At 72.0% G+C, this 18,133-nt stretch carries 18 protein-coding genes and 1 pseudogene; 8 read left to right on the top strand and 11 right to left on the bottom strand.

From position 1 onward, the window contains the following. Positions 1 to 69: 69 nt before the first annotated feature. Positions 70 to 810: a bifunctional DNA primase/polymerase gene (locus tag OHB00_RS15180; protein ID WP_406435161.1), complete on the top strand. Its 741-nt coding sequence runs from the start codon at positions 70 to 72 to the stop codon at positions 808 to 810. A 132-nt stretch (positions 811 to 942) separates the two neighbouring features. Here the strand turns inward: OHB00_RS15180 and OHB00_RS15175 are convergent, their stop codons facing one another. Genes OHB00_RS15175 through efeO form a run of 4 tightly spaced genes read right to left on the bottom strand, consistent with a single transcriptional unit; the run spans position 943 to position 5,189 of the window. Next, positions 943 to 1,878 (bottom strand): hypothetical protein, encoded by a 936-nt coding sequence (locus OHB00_RS15175; protein WP_406435159.1) that lies wholly within the window; start codon positions 1,876 to 1,878, stop codon positions 943 to 945. Between the two features lie 13 nt (positions 1,879 to 1,891). Further along, positions 1,892 to 2,776, bottom strand: coding sequence for an iron uptake transporter permease EfeU (gene efeU / locus OHB00_RS15170; protein WP_406435157.1), 885 nt, complete (start codon positions 2,774 to 2,776; stop codon positions 1,892 to 1,894). Between the two features lie 3 nt (positions 2,777 to 2,779). Continuing rightward, positions 2,780 to 4,033, bottom strand: coding sequence for an iron uptake transporter deferrochelatase/peroxidase subunit (gene efeB / locus OHB00_RS15165; protein WP_406435155.1), 1,254 nt, complete (start codon positions 4,031 to 4,033; stop codon positions 2,780 to 2,782). 10 nt (positions 4,034 to 4,043) lie between these two features. Beyond that, positions 4,044 to 5,189, bottom strand: coding sequence for an iron uptake system protein EfeO (efeO, locus tag OHB00_RS15160; RefSeq protein WP_406435153.1), 1,146 nt, complete (start codon positions 5,187 to 5,189; stop codon positions 4,044 to 4,046). A 192-nt stretch (positions 5,190 to 5,381) separates the two neighbouring features. Between efeO and OHB00_RS15155 the strand changes: the two genes are divergently transcribed. Continuing rightward, positions 5,382 to 6,092 carry a PhzF family phenazine biosynthesis protein gene (locus OHB00_RS15155; protein ID WP_406435151.1) on the top strand — a complete coding sequence of 237 codons (711 nt, stop codon included), beginning with the start codon at positions 5,382 to 5,384 and terminating at the stop codon, positions 6,090 to 6,092. Here the strand turns inward: OHB00_RS15155 and OHB00_RS15150 are convergent. The 3 genes from OHB00_RS15150 to OHB00_RS15140 form a co-directional block, all read right to left on the bottom strand. Further along, a complete protein-coding gene (locus OHB00_RS15150) occupies positions 6,082 to 6,264 on the bottom strand; it encodes a hypothetical protein (RefSeq protein ID WP_406435149.1) in 183 nt (60 codons plus the stop codon). The two genes, OHB00_RS15155 and OHB00_RS15150, sit on opposite strands and share 11 nt — an antisense overlap. Before the next feature lie 61 nt (positions 6,265 to 6,325). Next, positions 6,326 to 7,045 (bottom strand): NADPH-dependent F420 reductase, encoded by a 720-nt coding sequence (gene npdG / locus OHB00_RS15145; RefSeq protein WP_406435147.1) that lies wholly within the window; start codon positions 7,043 to 7,045, stop codon positions 6,326 to 6,328. Between the two features lie 37 nt (positions 7,046 to 7,082). Further along, complete coding sequence (locus tag OHB00_RS15140; RefSeq protein WP_406435145.1) at positions 7,083 to 8,162, bottom strand: exo-alpha-sialidase; 1,080 nt, start codon at positions 8,160 to 8,162, stop codon at positions 7,083 to 7,085. 80 nt (positions 8,163 to 8,242) lie between these two features. On the opposite strand from OHB00_RS15140, the gene OHB00_RS15135 reads away from it, so the two are divergent. Together OHB00_RS15135 and OHB00_RS15130 are read left to right on the top strand one after the other, a co-directional pair. Beyond that, complete coding sequence (locus OHB00_RS15135; protein WP_406435143.1) at positions 8,243 to 8,842, top strand: hypothetical protein; 600 nt, start codon at positions 8,243 to 8,245, stop codon at positions 8,840 to 8,842. 153 nt (positions 8,843 to 8,995) lie between these two features. Then, positions 8,996 to 9,363 (top strand): annotated as a pseudogene (locus OHB00_RS15130) (MFS transporter); the annotation flags it as partial. A 30-nt stretch (positions 9,364 to 9,393) separates the two neighbouring features. Here the strand turns inward: OHB00_RS15130 and OHB00_RS15125 are convergent. Continuing rightward, complete coding sequence (locus OHB00_RS15125; protein WP_406435141.1) at positions 9,394 to 9,627, bottom strand: hypothetical protein; 234 nt, start codon at positions 9,625 to 9,627, stop codon at positions 9,394 to 9,396. A gap of 58 nt (positions 9,628 to 9,685) precedes the next feature. On the opposite strand from OHB00_RS15125, the gene map reads away from it, so the two are divergent. Both map and OHB00_RS15115 read left to right on the top strand, forming a co-directional pair. Continuing rightward, complete coding sequence (map, locus tag OHB00_RS15120) at positions 9,686 to 10,543, top strand: type I methionyl aminopeptidase (protein ID WP_406435139.1); 858 nt, start codon at positions 9,686 to 9,688, stop codon at positions 10,541 to 10,543. Positions 10,544 to 10,687: 144 nt separating this feature from the next. Then, a complete protein-coding gene (locus OHB00_RS15115; RefSeq protein ID WP_406435137.1) occupies positions 10,688 to 11,338 on the top strand; it encodes a heme oxygenase (biliverdin-producing) in 651 nt (216 codons plus the stop codon). A gap of 3 nt (positions 11,339 to 11,341) precedes the next feature. Here the strand turns inward: OHB00_RS15115 and OHB00_RS15110 are convergent, their stop codons facing one another. After that, positions 11,342 to 12,142 carry a site-2 protease family protein gene (locus OHB00_RS15110; protein ID WP_406435135.1) on the bottom strand — a complete coding sequence of 267 codons (801 nt, stop codon included), beginning with the start codon at positions 12,140 to 12,142 and terminating at the stop codon, positions 11,342 to 11,344. Between the two features lie 148 nt (positions 12,143 to 12,290). Here OHB00_RS15110 and OHB00_RS15105 point away from each other — a divergent pair, with 148 nt between their 5' ends. Then, positions 12,291 to 12,761, top strand: coding sequence for a DUF6578 domain-containing protein (locus OHB00_RS15105; protein ID WP_406435133.1), 471 nt, complete (start codon positions 12,291 to 12,293; stop codon positions 12,759 to 12,761). Between the two features lie 69 nt (positions 12,762 to 12,830). Next, on the top strand, positions 12,831 to 16,109 hold the full coding sequence (locus tag OHB00_RS15100; RefSeq protein ID WP_406435131.1) for a BTAD domain-containing putative transcriptional regulator: 3,279 nt from the start codon (positions 12,831 to 12,833) through the stop codon (positions 16,107 to 16,109). Between the two features lie 22 nt (positions 16,110 to 16,131). Here OHB00_RS15100 and OHB00_RS15095 read toward each other — a convergent pair whose 3' ends face one another. Both OHB00_RS15095 and OHB00_RS15090 read right to left on the bottom strand, forming a co-directional pair. Beyond that, the gene (locus OHB00_RS15095) at positions 16,132 to 16,995 is read right to left on the bottom strand and encodes an ABC transporter permease (protein ID WP_406435129.1); all 864 of its coding nucleotides are present in this window, start codon (positions 16,993 to 16,995) and stop codon (positions 16,132 to 16,134) included. After that, entirely contained in the window at positions 16,992 to 17,999 is a 1,008-nt protein-coding gene (locus OHB00_RS15090) for an ATP-binding cassette domain-containing protein (RefSeq protein WP_406435127.1), read from the bottom strand. The genes OHB00_RS15095 and OHB00_RS15090 overlap by 4 nt, the downstream gene beginning before the upstream one ends. Positions 18,000 to 18,133 lie beyond the last annotated feature (134 nt).

Genomic DNA, 18,133 nt, shown 5'->3' with positions numbered 1-18,133 from the left:
ACCCCCCGCTTCGCACCCAGACGGGACCATAAGGCATCCTGGCCGGACCACAGCGAGGCGAGGCGATAGATGAGCGCGACGTTCGGCGGCCCCAGCGGCCGGCAGGGCAAACTCTCCCGGTGGCTGCGCGGACGCCGCCCGAAGGAGGCCGCCGCCGACGACTCGGGCCGCGCGGCTCTGCTGCTCGCCGCCGCCGAGGCGGGCCTCCCGCTGGCCCCGGCCGCCCACCCCGCCCCCGGCTACGGCTGCTCCTGCGACCGCGTCGGCTGTCCCACCCCGGCCCGGCATCCGGTCTCCTTCGCGTGGCAGACGCAGTCCACCACCGACCTCGCCCAGATCGAACGCTGGGCCCGGCACCAGCCGCAGGCCAACTTCATCACCGCGACCGGCATGACCCACGACGTCCTGGACGTGCCCCTGGAGGCGGGCCGGCAGGCGCTGGAACGGCTGCTCGCGAACGGCGTCGAGGTCGGCCCGGTCGCCGAGAGCGACGACGGGCGCATGCTCTTCTTCACCCTCACCCGCGGCACCCCCGAGGACGAGGACGAGTGGTGGCCCTGCGAGCTGGACTGCCACCCCGAGACCATGGACGAGCACCCGGGCCTGCGCTGGCACTGCCGGGGCTCCTACGTCCTCGTACCGCCCGCCCGGCTGCCCGGCGACGACGACCGGCGGGTGCACTGGGTGCGCGGCCCCGAGCACGCGCTCCCCGATCCGCTGAGCCTGCTGGAGATCCTCACCGACGCGGGCGCCCGGTACGCGGGCGAAGGGGCCGACCAGGTGGGCGCGGCCTGGCCGCTGCGCCGCTGAGCGCTCCGCTGGAAGCGCCGGGTCGGGTTGTGCAGGGTCGTCGGTCGGGTGCGGCGCCGTCGTGGCTGGTCGCGCCCACGCGGCGGTAGCCGCATGTCGGACACTGCCCCGCGCCCCCTACGGGTGCGCTGTTCAGGAACCCTGTGCCGAGGTCAGGCCCTGGACGCGGCCGAGGATCGTGACCTTGCCGGTGCCCGCCGGGTCCAGCGCGACCTGGTTGGAGACGAACTCCATCGTCAGCGACTGCTTGATCTCGCCCTTGGTGAGCGCCTTGACGTCCTGGTTCTGCGTCGGCACGGAGGTGCCCGCGGCCGCCGTCTGCTTGGCGTAGTAGCGGGTGGTGAAGAAGACCATCGCCCCGCCGTCGGCGGTGCGCAGCGCGAGCGGTGCGTAGTCGCCGTTGGTCAGCGGCTCGTCGATGTACTGGGTGGCCAGGCCCGGCTTGGTGGACTTCTTGCGGTCCGCGCGCCAGCCGCTGGTGTGCGGGCCGTCCGCGAAGTCGGTGCCGCCGCTCTTCAGGTACGTGGCGTAGTCCCGGCTCAAGTCGGCCGGGGAGATGGCGAGTCGGGCGCTGTTCACCGGTACGGCCGTGGCCCAGCCGTCCTTGTCGGTGGTGAACTTCGGTACGTCGCCCGGTGCGACCAGGGTCAGGTACGCCACCTGGAACGGGTCGGAGAGGCTGTTGCGGGTGAAGACCAGCAGCCACCGTTCGTCGCCGCCCTTGTTGCCGTGCGCGTCCGCTACGAACCAGCGCGGCCAGCCGGCCTTCTTCGGGATGGTGTAGGTGACGTCGTCGAACTTCAGCGGCGAGTGGCCGGAGTTGCCGCCCGGACTGTTGGCGTGCCCGGCCTTCAGGCGCGCGGAGTCGATGTCGGCGAGGGCGCCGGTGGTGTAGTCCGCGTCGAGGGAGCCGTCGTAGGCCTTGTCGGCCTTGTTGTAGGCGTCCGTGAACTGCCGCAGCGCCTTGGCGGCCTCGGCGCGGGTGGTGGTGGGGAGGATCTCGCGCTCCCCGTGCACCACCACGCATCCGCTCGCCGTCAGTGACAGGGCGGTCAGCGAGACCGCCATGAGTGCGTTCCGGTCACGCCTGCGGAGCCGTCGAGGGCCGCGATCCCTGGTCGTCAGGTGCGTCATCAGGTGCCTTCACCTTCCCCTTCCCGGAGCCGAACCCTACCGGGGCGAAGAAGAGGGCGAGCGTCGGGATCAGGTACAGCAGCCACACCGTGACCTGGAGCACGGTCGGGTCCGGCTGGAAGTTGAAGACGCCCTTCAGCAGCGTTCCGTACCAGCTGTCCGGCGGGATGGTGTCGCTGATGTCGAAGGCCTGGTGGGTCAGGCCCGGGATCCAGTCGGCCTCCTGGAGGTCGTGGAAGCCGTAGGCGAGGACGCCCGCCGCGACCACGACCAGCATGCCGCCGGTCCAGGTGAAGAACTTGGCGAGGTTGATCCGCAGGGCGCCCCGGTAGAACAGCCAGCCCAGGAGGACCGCGGTGGCGAGGCCCAGCGCCACGCCGATCAGCGGGCGCGGGGTGCCGTCGCTCGCCGCGTGCACGGACGCCCACACGAAGAGGGCGGTCTCCAGGCCCTCCCGGCCCACGGCGAGAAAGGCGGTGGCCACGAGCGCCCCCGTGCCCATCGCGAGAGCGGCGTCCAGCTTGCCGTGCAGCTCCGCCTTCAGGTGCCGGGCGGTGCGCCGCATCCAGAACACCATCCAGGTCACCAGGCCCACCGCGACGATCGACAGCGACCCGCCGAGCGCCTCCTGCGCCTGGAACGTCAGCTCCTGGGAACCGAATTCGAGCGCGCACCCGAAGCCCATGGCGATCAGCACCGCCACCGCGATGCCGATCCAGATCGGCTTCAGGGCGTCGGTGCGGCCGGTCTTGACCAGATAGGCGATGAGGATGCAGACGACGAGCGACGCCTCAAGGCCTTCCCGCAGCCCGATCAGGTAGTTGGAGAACACGGATCACGCCCCCTCGGCGGACTCGGAGAACAGCGTCCGGCCCCACCAGTCGTCCTTGTCCCGGACGCCGGGCGGGACCGCGAAGACCGCCGAACCCACGTGCTGGATGTACTCGTTGAGCGCGTCGGACGCCGACAGCCTGCGCTGCAGCGGGATGAAGCCCTTGCGCACGTCGCGCTGGTAGGCGAGGAAGAACAGCCCGGCGTCGAGCCGCCCGAGTCCGTCCGTCCCGTCGGTGAAGGAGTAGCCGCGGCGCAGGATGGTGATCCCGTCGTTGGAGTCCGGGTGCGCGAGCCGCACATGCGCGTCGGGCTTCATGGCCTTCAGGAACGGCGCGTCGTGCTCCCTGGCCTTGCCGACCGGGGCGCCCTCGTCCTTGTCCCGCCCGAAGACGTCCTCCTGTTCCTGGAGCGAAGTACGGTCCCAGGTCTCGATGTTCATCCGGATCCGCCGCGCGACGAGGTAAGACCCCCCGCTCATCCACTCCGGCCCGTCCCCGTCCCCGACCCACACGAACTTCCGCAGCCGGTCGGTCTCGGTGCCCGCGATGTTGCGGGTGCCGTCCTTGAACCCCATGAGATTGCGGGGCGTCTGGGCGTCCGGGGTCGTCGACGAGGTCTTGCCGAAGCCGAGTTGGGACCACCGGATGGCGACCTTGCCGAAGCCGATCCTGGCGAGGTTGCGGATGGCGTGCACGGCGACCTGAGGGTCGTCCGCGCAGGCCTGGACGCACAGGTCGCCCCCGGTGCGGGCCGCGTCGAGGTTGTCCCCGGGGAACTTGGGCAGGTCGACGAGGGCGGCCGGCCGCTGCCCGGTCAGGCCGAACTTCTCGAAGAAGGACGGCCCGAAGCCGATCGTCAGCGTCAGCCGGGACGGCTTGAGGCCGAGGGCCTCACCGGTGTCGTCCGGCGGCGCCTCGGCGAGCCCGCCGTACGCGCCCTCGCCCACCGCCCTGCCCGCGGTCAGCCGCCGGGCCGCGGCCGTCCAGTCCTTCAACAGCTGTACGAACTCGGCCCGGTCGCCGGTCTTCACGTCGAACGCGGCGAAGTGCAGCCGGTCCTGGACGGGTGTGGCGATCCCGGCCTGGTGGGCGCCGTGGAACGCGACCGCGCCCCCTGTCTCGGCGGCCGCCGGGTCGACGTCGTCGCCGGCGTCGGCCATCGCCACCGCGCCGCCGGCCACGGCCGCCCCGAGCGCGAGCCCGGCACCACCCCAGCCGATCAGCGTCCGACGCGACGGACTGGTCTTCTCGCTCATGCCCCGCCCCCTACTTGACCACGGTCGCGGCGAGCTTGGACAGCGGCTCCGCGAGGGCGTTGACGGCGTCGGACAGCTCCTTGCGCTGGTCCTTGGTGACCTTGTCGTACGAGACGAAGTCGTACGACGTCCTGTCCGACGCGTCCGTCCGGAACTTGTCCAGCAGCGTGTTCAGCGCGGTGAACTGCTTGTCCAGCTCGCCGGTCAGCGACGCGTCGTTCTTCGCGGCGACCGGCTTCAGCAGCTCGTACGCCTTCTGCGCGCCCTCGACGTTGGCCTTGAAGTCGACCAGGTCGGTGTGGGAGTAGCGGTCCTCCTCGCCGGTGACCTTGCCGGTGGCGACCTCGTCGAGGAGTTCCTTGGCGCCGTTGGCCATGGAGGTCGGGGTGATCTCGGCCTTGCCGACCCGCTTCTGCCAGTCGGTCAGGTCGGTGACGAGCTGGCCGGCGAGGGCCGCCTCGGTGGCACCGATCTTCTTGTCGGCCCACAGGGCCTTCTCCAGCCGGTGCCAGCCGGTCCACTTCTGCCCCTCCTCCAGACCGTCGGCGCGGGTGTCGGTCTTCGGGTCGATGTCTCCGAAGGACTCGGCGATCGGCTCGGTGCGCTCCCAGCCGAGCCGCGAGGGGGAGTACGCCTTCCTGGCGGCCTCCAGGTCACCGGCCTTGACGGCGTCGGCGAAGGTCCGGGCCAGCGGGACGGTGGCGTCGGCCTGCTCCTGGGCGTACTCGCGGTAGTCGGCGACGGCCTTGTCGAGCGTCGGGTTGCGCTTGGCGACGGCGCCGGAGCCGGTGACGGTCAGCTTCTGCCGCACCCCGTGCCCCTTCATCCCGGGCCGGCAGGCTATCTCGTACGACCCCGCCTTCACCTCGGCGGTCAGCGTGTACTTGGTCCCCGGCCCGATGTTCTCCTTCTCGGAGACGATCCGGTCGTCCGGGAAGAGGATCTCGACCTCGGTGGCCTTGGAGCCCTTGTTCTCGATGGCGAGCGTGACGTGCCCGGCCGGAACCGACTTCGTGGACGTCTCGCACCTGGCGTCGGCGGCGGTGACCTTGATCGCGTCATCGCCCTCGGCATCGCTCTTCGCCGTGCAGGCCGAGAGGGCGGTCAAGGCGGCCGCGGTGGCGGCGGCGGTGACGGTGAGTCGGACGGCACGCATGCAGGCTCCAAGCGGGATGGTGTGGTGAGGCTGGCCTAACTTACCTGAGGCTTACCTCACCCTTACCCACCCGGGTGGTGATTCACCAGACACAGAAAGATCACAGACACGGCTTGATGTCGACGGCTCAAAGCAAACACCAAGGAAAGGTAAAGGGATGGTCAAGTGGTCGGTGGGTGCTTCAATTCCGGAGTGACTGATTACGACGTGCTGCGTGTCTTCTGCGCGGCGAACGGCGGGTACGGCAACGAACTCGGGGTCGTCCGGGACGGTTCCGTGCTGCCCGACCGGGAGGACCGGCAGGCGCTGGCCGTGAAACTCGGGTTCAGCGAGACCGTGTTCGTGGACGATCCCGAGCGCGGGGCCGTCGACATCTACACCCCCACCCTGCGCCTGCCGTTCGCCGGGCTCCCCTGCGTCGGCGCGGCCTGGCTGCTGGACGTGCCCGAACTGGTCACCCCGGCCGGTGTGGTGGGCGCCCGGCTGGACGGCGAGTTCAGCTGGATCGAGGCGCTGCCGGAGTGGGTCCCGCCGCACACCCTGCGCCGCTACGCCACGGCCGCCGAGGTCGACGCGCTGCAGGTGCCGCCGCCGTACGAGCGAAGCGAGACGGGGGTCCCCCCGGACGAAGTCCGGGGAAGCGTCTACGCCTGGGCGTGGGAGGACGAGGCGGCCGGACGGGTGCGTGCCCGCGCCTTCCCCGGCCGCGACGACGGCATCGACGAGGAGGAGGCGACCGGCGCGGCGGCGCTGCTGCTGACCGCACAGCTGGGCCGGGCCCTGAACATCACCCAGGGCAGGGGCTCACAGATTCTGACCGCGCCCCAGCCCTACGGCTGGGTGGAGATCGGCGGGCGGGTCCTCCTGGAGGGCGAGGAGAAGCAGCCGGGGATCAGCCGGTGACCGACTTCCCGGCGCGGTCCCGCCGCACGTAGTACCAGGTCATGTTGGACGACAGACCCGTCAGCAGCACCCAGACCACACCCATCAGCCAGCTGCCCTGGACGAAGGAGACGACAGCGGCGGCGACGGCGAGGACGCAGACGACCAGGGCGTAGAGGGCGAGGCGGGGCATGAAGTCGCTTTCTGAGGAGTGCGGGGGACACTGCTGGCGTCCACCAGTGTCCCCCATCGGCTCAGACGTCCGTGACGCGGAGCCCGGCGTGTGCCTTGTAGCGGCGGTTGACCGAGATCAGGTTCGCGACCAGGGACTCCACCTGGTGGGCGTTGCGCAGCCGCCCAGCGAAGACCCCGCGCATCCCGGGGATGCGTCCGGCCAGCGCCTGCACGATCTCGACATCGGCCCGCACCTCGCCGAGCACCATCACATCGGTGTCGATCTCCTCGATCTCCGGGGCCTGGAGCAGCACCGCGGAGAGATGGTGGAAGGCGGCCGTGACCCGTGAGCCCGGCAGCAGCGCGGCGGCCTGCTCCGCCGCGCTGCCCTCCTCCGGCTTCAGCGCGTAGGCGCCCTTCTTGTCGAAGCCGAGCGGGTTGACGCAGTCCACGACCAGCTTGCCGGCCAGCTCCTCGCGCAGTGACTCCAGCGTCTTGCCGTGCCCGTCCCACGGCACGGCGACGATCACCAGGTCGCTGCGGCGCGCGCACTCGGCGTTGTCGGCGCCCTCGACACCGTGCCCGAGCTCGTCCGCGGCGGCCTGCGCGCGCTCGGCGGCCCGGGAACCGATGATCACCTTCTGGCCGGCCCGTGCCAGCCGGTAGGCGAGGCCCTTGCCCTGCGGGCCGGTGCCGCCGAGCACACCCACGACCAGACCGGAGACGTCGGGCAGGTCCCAGGGATCCTTGGCGGCGGCCTTCTCGGCCGGCGGCTGCTGTGCACTGTCGGTAGAGGTCATGGGCCGACTCTACGTCCGGGCCGACGACCGTACCCGGTCAGGTGAGCCGGTTCACGGGCACCCGGCGGAAGGTGATCGTCTCGTACGCGCCGAAGTCCCCGGTCTCGTACAGCAGACCGACGGTGGCCGCGTCGATCCGGGTCAGGTCGGAGTAGGCGGCGGGCAGTCCGTCGACCGTGTACGCGGGCCGCCAGGTGGTACCGCCGTCGGTGGAGACACGGATCGTCATCAGGGCGCGGGCCGCCGGATCGGCCGGCCCGGAGTACAGCAGCAGGTCGGGATCGCGGAGTTGGAGCACGGCGGCCTCGCAGACGGGTGCGGTGAGCCCGGCCTGCGGCCTGAACGGCTTCACGAGGGTGCGCCCGCCGTCCGCCGAGTGGGCGTCGGCCCTGTTCCCCGGCGCCGGGGAATCGTTGCGCGTGTTGAAGTAGACGCGCCCGTCGGGCAGTTCGGCGGCGGTGGTCTCGTTGACGTTGACGTATCCGTTGGTGTTCTCGTCGAGGTAGCCGAGGTACCAGGTCTCCCCGCGGTCGTCGCTGAGCAGGCAGTGCCCGCTGTTGTACCTGCCCTCGGTGCCGTTGTCCGTCCCGGTGGGCGGCAGGGTGTGGTTGGCGGCCACGACGACCCGCCCCGAGCGCAGTTGCAGCGCGTGTCCGGGCGTGGTGGCGTACCACCGCCATCCGGCCTTCTTCACCGACCGGGTGATCTCCTTCGGCGCGGACCACGTCACCCCGTCGTCGTCACTGTGCTGCACCCACACCCGCCGCCCGTCGGCGTCCGGCACCTGCCCACGCAGGATGGCGTCCTCGGTGGCCGAGGCGGCACTGCGGACGTGCACGAGCAGGATCCGCCCGCTGTCGAGCACCACGGGAGCGGGGTTCCCGGCCAGACCGGGGCCGTTACCGGCGGCGACCTGGAGAGACTCCCAGGTGCGCCCGCCGTCCCGGGACCTCTTCAGTACGACATCGATGTGCCCGTGGTCGGCGGCGGAGTCGACTCTCCCCTCGCAGAAGGCGAGCACGGTGCCCGCCCGGGAGACCACCACCGCCGGGATCCGGAAACTGGCGTAGCCCTCTGTGCCCGCGCGAAAGGGAATGCTTGCTTCTGCGTCGCTCATGGGCCGCCTTCTCCCCGGGGCGGGCGAATTCGGGGTGAACTCCGCGTCACGAGTGCCCGATTGCGGCAGTATGCGGGGGCATGGATGCCGTACGGGTCGCGTTGCTGCGTGAAGTGCTGGCCGGGACCGAGTGGTTGACCGCGACACGCAGATTCGCGGGCGCCCTTCGGGGCTCGGTGGTGACCCACGGCGGCGGACTGCTCCTCCTCGGCACCCCGGAGTACGAGCCGTGGCATCTCGCCGCGCACCTGGTGGACGAGGCCGCGTGGTCCGGTACGCCGGAACTGGCGCCGACCCTCGTACGGCACGACGCCCGCCCCACCGACCCGGCGCACCTCGCGGTCGGTCCCGCCCGCATCGAGACGGCCCGCCGGGGCGAGACGCTGCTGGTGGTGGCGCCGGGGGACGCCGAGCCCCTGCTGGAGCGGGTCCACACGGCCCGCCGCGCCGGCGTGACGGTCCTGACGCTGTCCACCACCGCCGACGACGCGCTGAGCGCCATGTCCCACGAGACCCTCACCGTCCCCGAGGCGGCGGAGCTGGACCTGGACACCGTCCAGCACCTGGTCAGCGCGGCGGCCGGCGAGAACGGGCCGTCGCCGAGGGGGCGCCGCAGCTTCAGGGACCGTTTGGCGAAGCTGGCGGAAACGGTGATGGCCCCGCCGCCGACTCCCTGGTGAGACGTCGGCTGCGGGCGCGTAGTGGTTGCTCGCGCAGTTCCCCGCGCCCCTTCAGGGGCGCGGGGAACTGCGCGACCAGCCCCCACCGGGCGGTACCCCGGCCGTGGTCGCTGGGGCATGGGGGTCCCCCAGGCCCTCAAGGCACTGGGGGAGTACGCGAGCGTCCCGGCCGGGTCGCTCTGGTGAGCCTGGTCAGCGGCTGGGCCGCGCGGGTGCGCCGGCACGGGCGGATGGTGGTGCTGTCGACCGCGATGTGGAACCAGACGATCCCCGACGAGCTGCGCGGCCGCCTCGCCGGGATCGAACTGCTGTCGTACTCGGTGGGCCCGACCCTCGGTCAGGTCCGGTCCGGCGGCATGGCCGGGTGGCTCGGCGTACGGGAGTCCGTCGGCGCGGGCGGCCTGCTGTGCACCGGCGCGGTGGGCCTGCCGGCCCGGTGCCTGCTCGCCCTGATGTCGTACGACGCGCGGACCAACGAACACGCCGTGCGCCGGAGCGCACCCGGCGCGCGACCGTGGCCGGCGCCCCCACCCAGCCCTGACCGGACTCTCTCAGCCCTCGTCCGAGGGGTCACCCGCCGGCGCGTCGTGCCACCGCGGATCGTTCTCCCACTGGAGGTTGCGCTCTCGCGCGAGCTCCATCGCGTGCTCGGCCTCCGCGCGGCTGGCGTAAGGGCCGAACCGGTCCTTGGCGGGGCACTCCGGGCCCTCCTCGACCTTGTGGTGCTGCAGGCAGTAGTACCACTCGCCCGCCTTCGCGACGGTCCGCTTCTTGAACAGGGCCATGACCGGCTCCTTTCGCCATCCACATGTTCCCGCATGCCCGCTGGTTAGACTCGCTTGCATGTCTGGCCAGTCGCTGCTCGTACCAGGGGAGCTCTCTCCCACCCGTTCGGTACCCGGAAACATCCGCCGCCCCGAGTACGTCGGCAAACCCGCGCCGGCCCCGTACACCGGGCCCGAGGTGCAGACCCCGGAGACCATCGAGGCGATGCGGATCGCCGGCCGTATCGCCGCACAGGCGATGGAGGAGGCCGCGAAGATCATCGCGCCGGGTGTGACCACGGACGAGCTCGACAGGGTGGCGCACGCCTACATGTGCGACCACGGGGCCTACCCGTCCACCCTCGGCTACCGCGGCTTCCCCAAGTCCCTGTGCACCAGCGTCAACGAGGTCATCTGCCACGGCATTCCGGACTCGACGGTGCTCCGGGACGGTGACATCGTCAACCTGGACGTGACGGCGTACATCGGCGGGGTGCACGGCGACAACAACGCGACCTACCTGGTCGGGGATGTCGACGAGGAGAGCCGGCTGCTGGTGGAGCGGACCCGGGAATCCCTGAACCGGGCGATCAAGGCGGTCCGGCCGGGCCGGCAGATCAACATCATCGGCCGGGTCATCGAGTCGTACGCCAAGCGCTTCGGCTACGGGGTGGTCCGTGACTTCACCGGTCACGGCATCAACTCGTCCTTCCACTCGGGGCTGATCATCCCGCACTACGACAGCCCGCACGCGACGACCGTGATGCAGCCCGGGATGACCTTCACGATCGAGCCGATGCTGACGCTCGGGACGTACGAGTACGACATGTGGGACGACGGCTGGACCGTCGTCACGAAGGACCGCAGGCGGACCGCGCAGTTCGAGCACACGCTGGTGGTGACGGACACCGGCGCGGACGTCCTCACGCTGCCCTGACCCCTGTCGACCAGGCCCGTCCTCCGCTCGGAGGGCGGGCCTTCTTCCGGTACGCTTTTACCGACAAGGTGTCGGTAACTTTACCGGCGAAGCGTCGGCAAGGTCGTCGACTTAGGTAAGGCTTGCCTTGGGAAGGTGGTGTCCATGGATTCGTTCTCGACACTCATCCGCACCGCGTCCCACGAGCAGCACGTGGCGGCGGAGACCTCGACGTTCATGAGTGATCTGCTGGGCGGCCGGCTCGGGGTGGAGGCGTACGCGCGCTACACCGAGCAGCTGTGGTTCGTGTACGACGCGCTGGAGGGCGCGGCCGGGCGGCTGGCCTCGGACCCGGTGGCCGGGCCGTTCGTGCGGCCCGAGCTGTACCGGCTGGCGGCGCTGGAGCGGGACCTGGCACATCTGCGCGGGCCCCGCTGGCGCACGGGGCTCACCGCGCTGCCGGCCACCGAGGAGTACGCGGCGGCGCGGGTGCGGGAGTGCGCCGAGCGCTGGCCCGCCGGTTACGTCGCCCACCACTACACCCGCTACCTCGGCGACCTCTCCGGCGGCCAGATCATCCGCGACCGGGCCGAGCGGACCTGGGGGTTCGAGCGCAGGGGCGACGGCGTCCGCTGCTACGTCTTCGAGGACATCGCCAACCCGGCCGCCTTCAAGCGGGGTTACCGCGAACTGCTGGACGCGGTGGACGCCGACGACCTGGAGAAGCAGCGCATCGTGACCGAGTGCAAGCGGGCGTTCGCCCTCAACACGGCGGTGTTCCGGGCGCTGGGCGAGGAGTTCCCGCTGTCGGCGTGAGGGTCAGCCGACGGCGGAGCAGAACTCGTCCGTCCCCTGCCAGAAGCGGTAGAGCTGCTGCCCGCAGTACTGGTCCAGGTCCCCGACGCCCAGGTGGCGCAGCAGCGCGTCGATCACGTCGAAGAACGCGCTGTTGATCGACGGCACCCACAGCAGCGCGAACACGAACAGCAGGCCGAACGGGGCGAACGGCTCCACCTGGCGCTTGATGCCGGACGACAGCCAGGGCTCGATCACGCCGTAGCCGTCCAGGCCCGGCACCGGCAGGAAGTTCAGGATCGCCGCCGTGACCTGGAGCAGGGCGAGGAAGGCGAGGGCGAACCGGAAGTCGCGCGGGACGCCGTCCAGCGCGTCCAGCCAGAAGGGGGCGGTGCAGACGGCGGCGAACAGGACGTTCGTGAGCGGGCCCGCGGCCGAGATGAGGCTGTGCCGCCAGCGGCCCCGGATCCGGCTGCGCTCGATGAAGACCGCGCCGCCCGGCAGACCGATCCCGCCCATGATCACGAACAGCACCGGGAGCACGATGCTCAGCAGCGCATGGGTGTACTTCAGGGGGTTCAGGGTCAGGTAGCCCTTCGCGCCCACCGTGATGTCGCCGCCGTGCAGGGCGGTGCGCGCGTGCGCGTACTCGTGCAGGCAGAGGGAGACGATCCAGGCGGCCGTCACGAACAGGAACACGGCGACGCCGGGCTGCTCGGCGAACCCGGACCAGGTGGCCCACCCGGTGACCGCGGTGACGGCGAGGATCCCGACGAACACGGGACTGATCCGCCGGTCACTGGGGCGGGTGGTGGTGGCGGTCATGGGCGGGGCTCCTGGAGGGCTGGGGCGGTCGACGCGGGTCCGACCGTACCTGGCGCGGCCGGAAAACGCCTCAGGTGCTGGGGAAATACCTCTGGGCGCAAGTGAAAACGGATCGCGACCGGCGATCGGTTCCCGGAAGCATGAGGGCATGCGACTGCTGAAGGTGTTCTACGAGGACTGGCAGATGGAGTGCTGCGGCAAACCGTTCGCCGTCGGCGACGACGTGGCCTGGAAACTGGTCGCCTACGGCGCCGGAGCCCGGCGGGAGCGGGCCGGGTACGGCGCCGAGGCCTGGGTGGAGAACCACGGCGGCCCCGACCGCCCCACCACCGGCCGGGTACACGCTGTCGAGCTGGTCCACGGGGAGTTCCGCTTCCCCGCGGCCGACCCGGTGCCGGTCGAACCGGGGGAGGGGGTCGTGATCCGGGGTACCGGACGCGGCCTGGAACCGGTGCCCGGCACCCTCGCGCTGGAGCCCGCCGAAAGCTGCCCGAAGTGGTTCGCGGAGGCGGACCTCGGCATCGTGGACGGCCTGCGGCGGGTCCGCCGCACCTGCGGTGCCCTCGTCACGCTCGACGCTTCGGACACCTCGGGCATCCTGCGCGTGCCCCCCTCCTGACGGCCGCCGGCGAACCCCGACACCCCCCTCGGCGAAACCCCGTGACCGCTCCCGACGTCCCCAGGGAGAATGGACCCCGTGCGCTACGCGATCCTCGGCACCACCCAGGCACTCCGCCCCGACGGCACGGCCGTCCCCGTGGGCGGGGCGCGGCTGCGTGCCCTGCTGACCGTGCTGGCGCTGCGCCCCGGGCGCGCGGTGCCCGCCGGACTGCTCGTCGACGAGGTGTGGGGCGACGATCCGCCCGCCGACGCCGGCGGCGCGCTGCAGGCGCTGGTCGGCCGGCTGCGGCGGGCGCTCGGCGCGGACGCCGTGGAGTCCACCGACGGCGGCTACCGGCTCGCCGCCGCCTCCGACGACGTCGACCTGCACCGCTTCGAGCGGCTCACCGGCGAGGGCCTGCGCGCCCTCGCCGACGGCGACCCTGCCAAGGCGGCCACCGTCCTCGACGACGGCCTCGCCCTGTGGCACGGACCGGCCCTGGCCGACCTGCCCGACCGCACCGCCGAGGCGGCCCGCGTCGACGTCCGCCGCCTGGACGCCCTGCGCGCCCGCCACACCGCCGCCCTCGCCCTCGGCCAGGCCGAGCAGTCCCTGCCCGAGCTCACCGCCCTGTGCGACGCCCACCCCCTCGACGAGCCCCTCCAGGCCCTGCGCCTGCGCGCCCTGCACGCCACCGGCCGCACCGCCGGGGCGCTGGCCGCCTACGACGACGTACGCCACCTCCTCGCGGACCGCCTCGGCTCCGACCCCGGACCCGAACTGCGCGCCCTGCACACCGAGTTGCTGGACCCGGCACCGGCGGTGTCCACCGGGCAGCCGGCCCGGCCCGGGAACCTGCGCGCCCGGCTCACCTCCTTCGTCGGACGCGAGGCCGACATCGAGGCCATCCGGGGCGACCTCGCCGCCGCCCGGCTGGTCACCCTGCTCGGACCGGGCGGGGCCGGCAAGACCCGGCTGTCGCAGGAGGCCGCCGAGACCGTGGGGTACGCCCGGGACGGCGTCTGGCTGGCCGAGCTGGCCCCCGTCGACGACCCGGCCGACGTCCCCGAGGCCGTGCTCAGCGCGCTCGGCGCCCGTGAGGCCGTGCTGTACGGCGGTGGCGCCGAGGCCATGCGGGCCGCCGCCGACCGGCACGACGACCCGGTCGAGCGGCTCGTCGACCACTGCGCCCGGCGCCGGATGGTGATCGTCCTCGACAACTGCGAGCACGTCGTCGACGCGGCGGCCGACCTGACGGCCCGGCTCCTGGAGCGCTGCCCGGACCTGACCATCCTGGCCACCAGCCGCGAACCCCTCGGCGTGCCGGGGGAGTTGCTGCGTCCGGTGGAACCGCTGCCCGAGCCGGTGGCGCTGCGGCTGCTCGCCGAGCGGGGCGCCGCGGCCCGCCCCGGCTTCACGGTCGACGGCGACGACGAGACCGCGGCGGCCTGCGCCGAGATCTGCCGCCGCCTGGACGGACTGCCCCTCGCCATCGAACTGGCCGCCGCCCGGCTGCGGATGCTGACCCCGCGCCAGATAGCCGACCGGCTGGACGACCGCTTCCGCCTCCTCACCTCCGGCAGCCGCACCGTGCTGCCCCGCCAGCAGACCCTGCGCGCGGTCGTCGACTGGTCCTGGGACCTGCTGGACGCCGGCGAACGCGACGTCCTCGGCCGCCTCTCCGTCTTCGCGGGCGGCTGCGACCTGGCCGCCGCCGAGGCCGTCTGCGGCCCCGCCGCCCTCGACGCGCTCGGCTCCCTGGTCGACAAGTCCCTGGTCGTGGCGGCCCCTTCGGGCGAGGCCGATCACGAGGGGATGCGCTACCGGCTCCTGGAGACCGTCGCCGAGTACGCCGGCGAGCGCCTGGACGAGAGCGGCGGGCGCGCCGCCGCCGAGCGCGCCCATCTGACGTACTACCGCGAACTCGCCCGCACCAACGAACCGTTGCTGCGCGGCACCCGCCAGCGGGCCGCCATCGCACGGCTCCAGCTGGAGTACGAGAACCTGCGCACCGCGCTGCGGCACGCCATCGCCGTGCGCGACGAGCACGAGGCCCTCTGCCTGCTCCACTCCCTGTTCTGGTACTGGCAGTTGCACGACCAGCGCATCGAGACCCGCACCTGGTGCGCCGACGTCATAGCCCTCGGCCCCGACCCGTTCGCCGAACCGCTGCGCCGGGCCGAACCCGTGTGGCAGCGCTGCACCGACACCCCGCCGCCGTACGCCGGCGAGGTCCTCGCCGAGGCCTGGCGGGGCGTGCACCTGGCCCATCTGGCCTGTATGGACACCGAACTGGACGTCTGGCAGACACCGCAGGCGCAGGCCAGACTGCGCGCCGTCACCGAGATCTACGAGCCCGGCATGCCGCAGACCTGCCGGGCGCCGGGCATGTTCTGGTTCTTCGCCGTGATGCTGACCGGCGGCATGGACCGGCTGCGCGAGATCCTCGACGCCGCCGTCCGCACCTGCCGCGAGACGCCGGACTACGAGTGGGAACTGGCCGGGTCTCTCGCCATGCGCGCCAACCTGCTCGCCAACCGCGCCGCCTGGGCGGGCGACGCCACCCGGGACGCCGACGAGGCACTGGAGATCTTCCGGCGCCTCGGGGACGACTGGGGCACCGCCGAGGCCTTCTCCGGGCGCGCCGAGGCCCGGGAGCGCAGAGGCGACTACCTGGCCGCGGCCGCCGACTACGAGGCCGCCATCGAGCGGGTCGGCCGGCTCGGCGCCCGCGCCCAGATCGCCGTGCTGCACGCCCGCCTCGGCAGTGTGCTGATCGAATCGGGCCAGACCGAGCGCGGAGAACGGCTGCTGCGCCAGGTCGTCGCCGACAACGAGGGCCTGAACAACGAGGCGATGCCCGCCGCCCGGCTCTTCCTCACCACCTGGCTCCTGCTGAGCGGCCGCGTCCCCGAGGCCCGCGAGCAGGTCCGGCTGGTGCGCAGCGAGTTCAAGATCGCGCACTTCGTCGTCTTCGACGCCCTGATCCTCACCCAGGAGGCCTGGGTGGACGCCCTGGACGGCCTCCACGCGGAGGCCCTGGCCCGGCTGCGGAAAGCGCTGCGGCTCGCCGCCGACCCGCTGAGCGAGGCCATCACCCCGCACCTGACCTCCCTGTGCCTGACCGTCGCCGCGGTCGCCCTGTCCGGCCTCGACGGGGGTGTGCGCGCCCTGGACGCCGCCCGCTGCCTGGGCGCCGCCGAGGCCCTGCTGCCGCCCGGCCACCTCCAGGTCGGTCTGGAGCGCACGGCACGCGACCGGTCGGAGGCCCGGGTCCGGGCCGCCCTCACCGACGACCGGGCCTACGAGTCGGCGTACGCCGAGGGCGGTGACCTCTCCCGCGCGGAGGTCACCGCCCTGCTCTGACGTCTTCCTGCCGGCGGAGACGTCAGCTCTTCGTACGGAACTTGTAGATCGCGTACGGTGCCGCCACCGCGGTGAGCCCGACCGACCAGGCCAGGGTGATCCACAGGCTGTGCGCCACCGGACCGCCGAGCATCAGGCCGCGCGCGGTGTCGGCGAGCGCGGACAGCGGGTTGTAGTCCGTGAAGGCCTGGAGCCAGCCCGGCATCGAGTTGGTCGGCGCGAAGATCGAGGAGCCGAACTGCAGCGGCATCAGCACCAGGAAGCCCATCGCCTGCACCGACTGCGCGCTCTTCATCACCACACCGAGGGTGATGAACACCCACATCAGGGCCGAGCCGAACACCGCCGACAGTCCCACCGAGGCCAGCAGGCCCGACCAGTGAGTGATGTCGAAGCCCACCAGGACGGCGACGACCATCAGGACCGCGGTCGCGAACAGCATCCGCATCAGCTCCACCGCGATCTTGGCGAACAGCACGGAGCCGCGCCCGATCGGCAGGGACCGGAAGCGGTCCATCACACCGGAGTTGAAGTCCTGGTTGAAGCCGGTGCCCACGCCCTGGGCCATGTTCATCCCCATCATGGCCATGAGACCGGGGACGACGTACTGGACGTAGGCCTGCTGGCCGCCGCCCAGCGACTGGCCGATGGAGCCGCCGAAGACGTACACGAACAGCAGCGTGAAGATCACCGGGAACAGGATGGCGTCGAACATCGACTCCGGGTCCTGCCGGATCCACAGCAGGTTGCGGCGGACGAGCGCACCGGTGTGCCGCAGATGGGCGCGCAGCGAGATCGGCGTGTCGGCCACGGGAACAGGGACAGTCGCAGGGGCGGCGCGAAGCGCCTCGTTCAGGGTGGTGGTGGGCGACGGGTGGGAGCTCATACGGCGACCTCCTGACGGTCGTCGGCGGGCACGGCGTCCTGCGGGGCACTGGCGCGGTGGCCGGTGAGGGACAGGAACACCTCGTCCAGGCTGGGCAGTTCGGTGGTGATGGAGCTGATGGTGATGCCGCGGGCGGTCACGGCGCCGACCACGGCGGTCAGCTGCTCGTCGCTGAGGATCGGCACCAGCAGGGTGCCGTTCTCGCCGTCCACGGTCGTACCGGCGAGCCCGGTGATCCCCAGCTCGTCGATCATGGCGGCGAGCGGCCGCACCTGCAGCGGATCGACGGGCCGCACCCGCAGCGTCCGGCCGCCGACCTTCGCCTTCAGCTCCTCCACCCTGCCGTTCGCGATGACCTTCCCGCGGTCCACGACGGTCAGCTCGGCGGCGAGCTGCTCGGCCTCCTCCATGTACTGGGTGGTCAGCAGCACGGTCACCCCCTCACCGACCATGGCCTTGACCTCGTCCCACACCTCGTTGCGGGTGCGCGGGTCGAGACCGGTGGTCGGCTCGTCCAGGAACAGCACCTGGGGGCGCCCGATCATCGAGGCGGCGAGGTCGAGCCGGCGCCGCATACCACCGGAGTAGGTGCTTGCGGGCCGCTTGGCGGCCTCGGTCAGCGAGAACCGCTCCAGCAGCTCGTCGGCCCGGGCTCGCGCGTCCTTGCGCGGCAGGTCCAGCAGCCGCCCGATCATGTACAGGTTCTCCCAGCCCGGCAGCTTCTCGTCCACGGAGGCGTACTGCCCGGTCAGCCCGATCACCCGGCGCAGCCGGCGGGGCTGGCGCAGCACGTCGTACCCGGCGACGGTCGCCTCTCCCGCGTCGGGCCGCAGCAGCGTGGACAGGATCCGCACCAGGGTGGTCTTGCCCGCCCCGTTCGGTCCGAGCACGCCCATCACGGTGCCCTGGCGGACGTCCAGATCAACTCCGTCGAGTGCCTTGGTGTCGCCGTAGTGCTTCACCAGCCCCCGTACGGACACGGCGTTGTTGTCGATTCGCGTCATGGGAAGAACCGTGCCAGGCCCCACCGACAAACCACCGACAGCCCGCCGACACCGACCTACAGTTCGCCGATAGCCCACCGATAGTCCGTCGATAGCTCGCCGACGGTTCGCTTGGTGGACGGCGGAGCCGGCCC

The organism is Streptomyces sp. NBC_00631, from assembly GCF_045206895.1.
Lineage (GTDB): Bacteria > Actinomycetota > Actinomycetes > Streptomycetales > Streptomycetaceae > Streptomyces.
This window is presented reverse-complemented; position numbering and strand designations above follow the sequence as displayed.

Bases quoted from the DNA above. Each gene is read 5' to 3' on its own strand.
- OHB00_RS15180 (WP_406435161.1), top strand. From the start codon at position 70: ATGAGCGCGACGTTCGGCGGCCCCAGCGGCCGGCAGGGCAAACTCTCC.
- OHB00_RS15175 (WP_406435159.1), bottom strand. From the start codon at position 1,878: ATGGCGGTCTCGCTGACCGCCCTGTCACTGACGGCGAGCGGATGCGTG.
- efeB (WP_406435155.1), bottom strand. From the start codon at position 4,033: ATGAGCGAGAAGACCAGTCCGTCGCGTCGGACGCTGATCGGCTGGGGT.
- efeO (WP_406435153.1), bottom strand. From the start codon at position 5,189: ATGCGTGCCGTCCGACTCACCGTCACCGCCGCCGCCACCGCGGCCGCC.
- OHB00_RS15150 (WP_406435149.1), bottom strand. From the start codon at position 6,264: ATGCCCCGCCTCGCCCTCTACGCCCTGGTCGTCTGCGTCCTCGCCGTC.
- npdG (WP_406435147.1), bottom strand. From the start codon at position 7,045: ATGACCTCTACCGACAGTGCACAGCAGCCGCCGGCCGAGAAGGCCGCC.
- OHB00_RS15140 (WP_406435145.1), bottom strand. From the start codon at position 8,162: ATGAGCGACGCAGAAGCAAGCATTCCCTTTCGCGCGGGCACAGAGGGC.
- OHB00_RS15135 (WP_406435143.1), top strand. From the start codon at position 8,243: ATGGATGCCGTACGGGTCGCGTTGCTGCGTGAAGTGCTGGCCGGGACC.
- OHB00_RS15125 (WP_406435141.1), bottom strand. From the start codon at position 9,627: ATGGCCCTGTTCAAGAAGCGGACCGTCGCGAAGGCGGGCGAGTGGTAC.
- map (WP_406435139.1), top strand. From the start codon at position 9,686: ATGTCTGGCCAGTCGCTGCTCGTACCAGGGGAGCTCTCTCCCACCCGT.
- OHB00_RS15115 (WP_406435137.1), top strand. From the start codon at position 10,688: ATGGATTCGTTCTCGACACTCATCCGCACCGCGTCCCACGAGCAGCAC.
- OHB00_RS15110 (WP_406435135.1), bottom strand. From the start codon at position 12,142: ATGACCGCCACCACCACCCGCCCCAGTGACCGGCGGATCAGTCCCGTG.
- OHB00_RS15105 (WP_406435133.1), top strand. From the start codon at position 12,291: ATGCGACTGCTGAAGGTGTTCTACGAGGACTGGCAGATGGAGTGCTGC.
- OHB00_RS15100 (WP_406435131.1), top strand. From the start codon at position 12,831: ATGGACCCCGTGCGCTACGCGATCCTCGGCACCACCCAGGCACTCCGC.
- OHB00_RS15095 (WP_406435129.1), bottom strand. From the start codon at position 16,995: ATGAGCTCCCACCCGTCGCCCACCACCACCCTGAACGAGGCGCTTCGC.
- OHB00_RS15090 (WP_406435127.1), bottom strand. From the start codon at position 17,999: ATGACGCGAATCGACAACAACGCCGTGTCCGTACGGGGGCTGGTGAAG.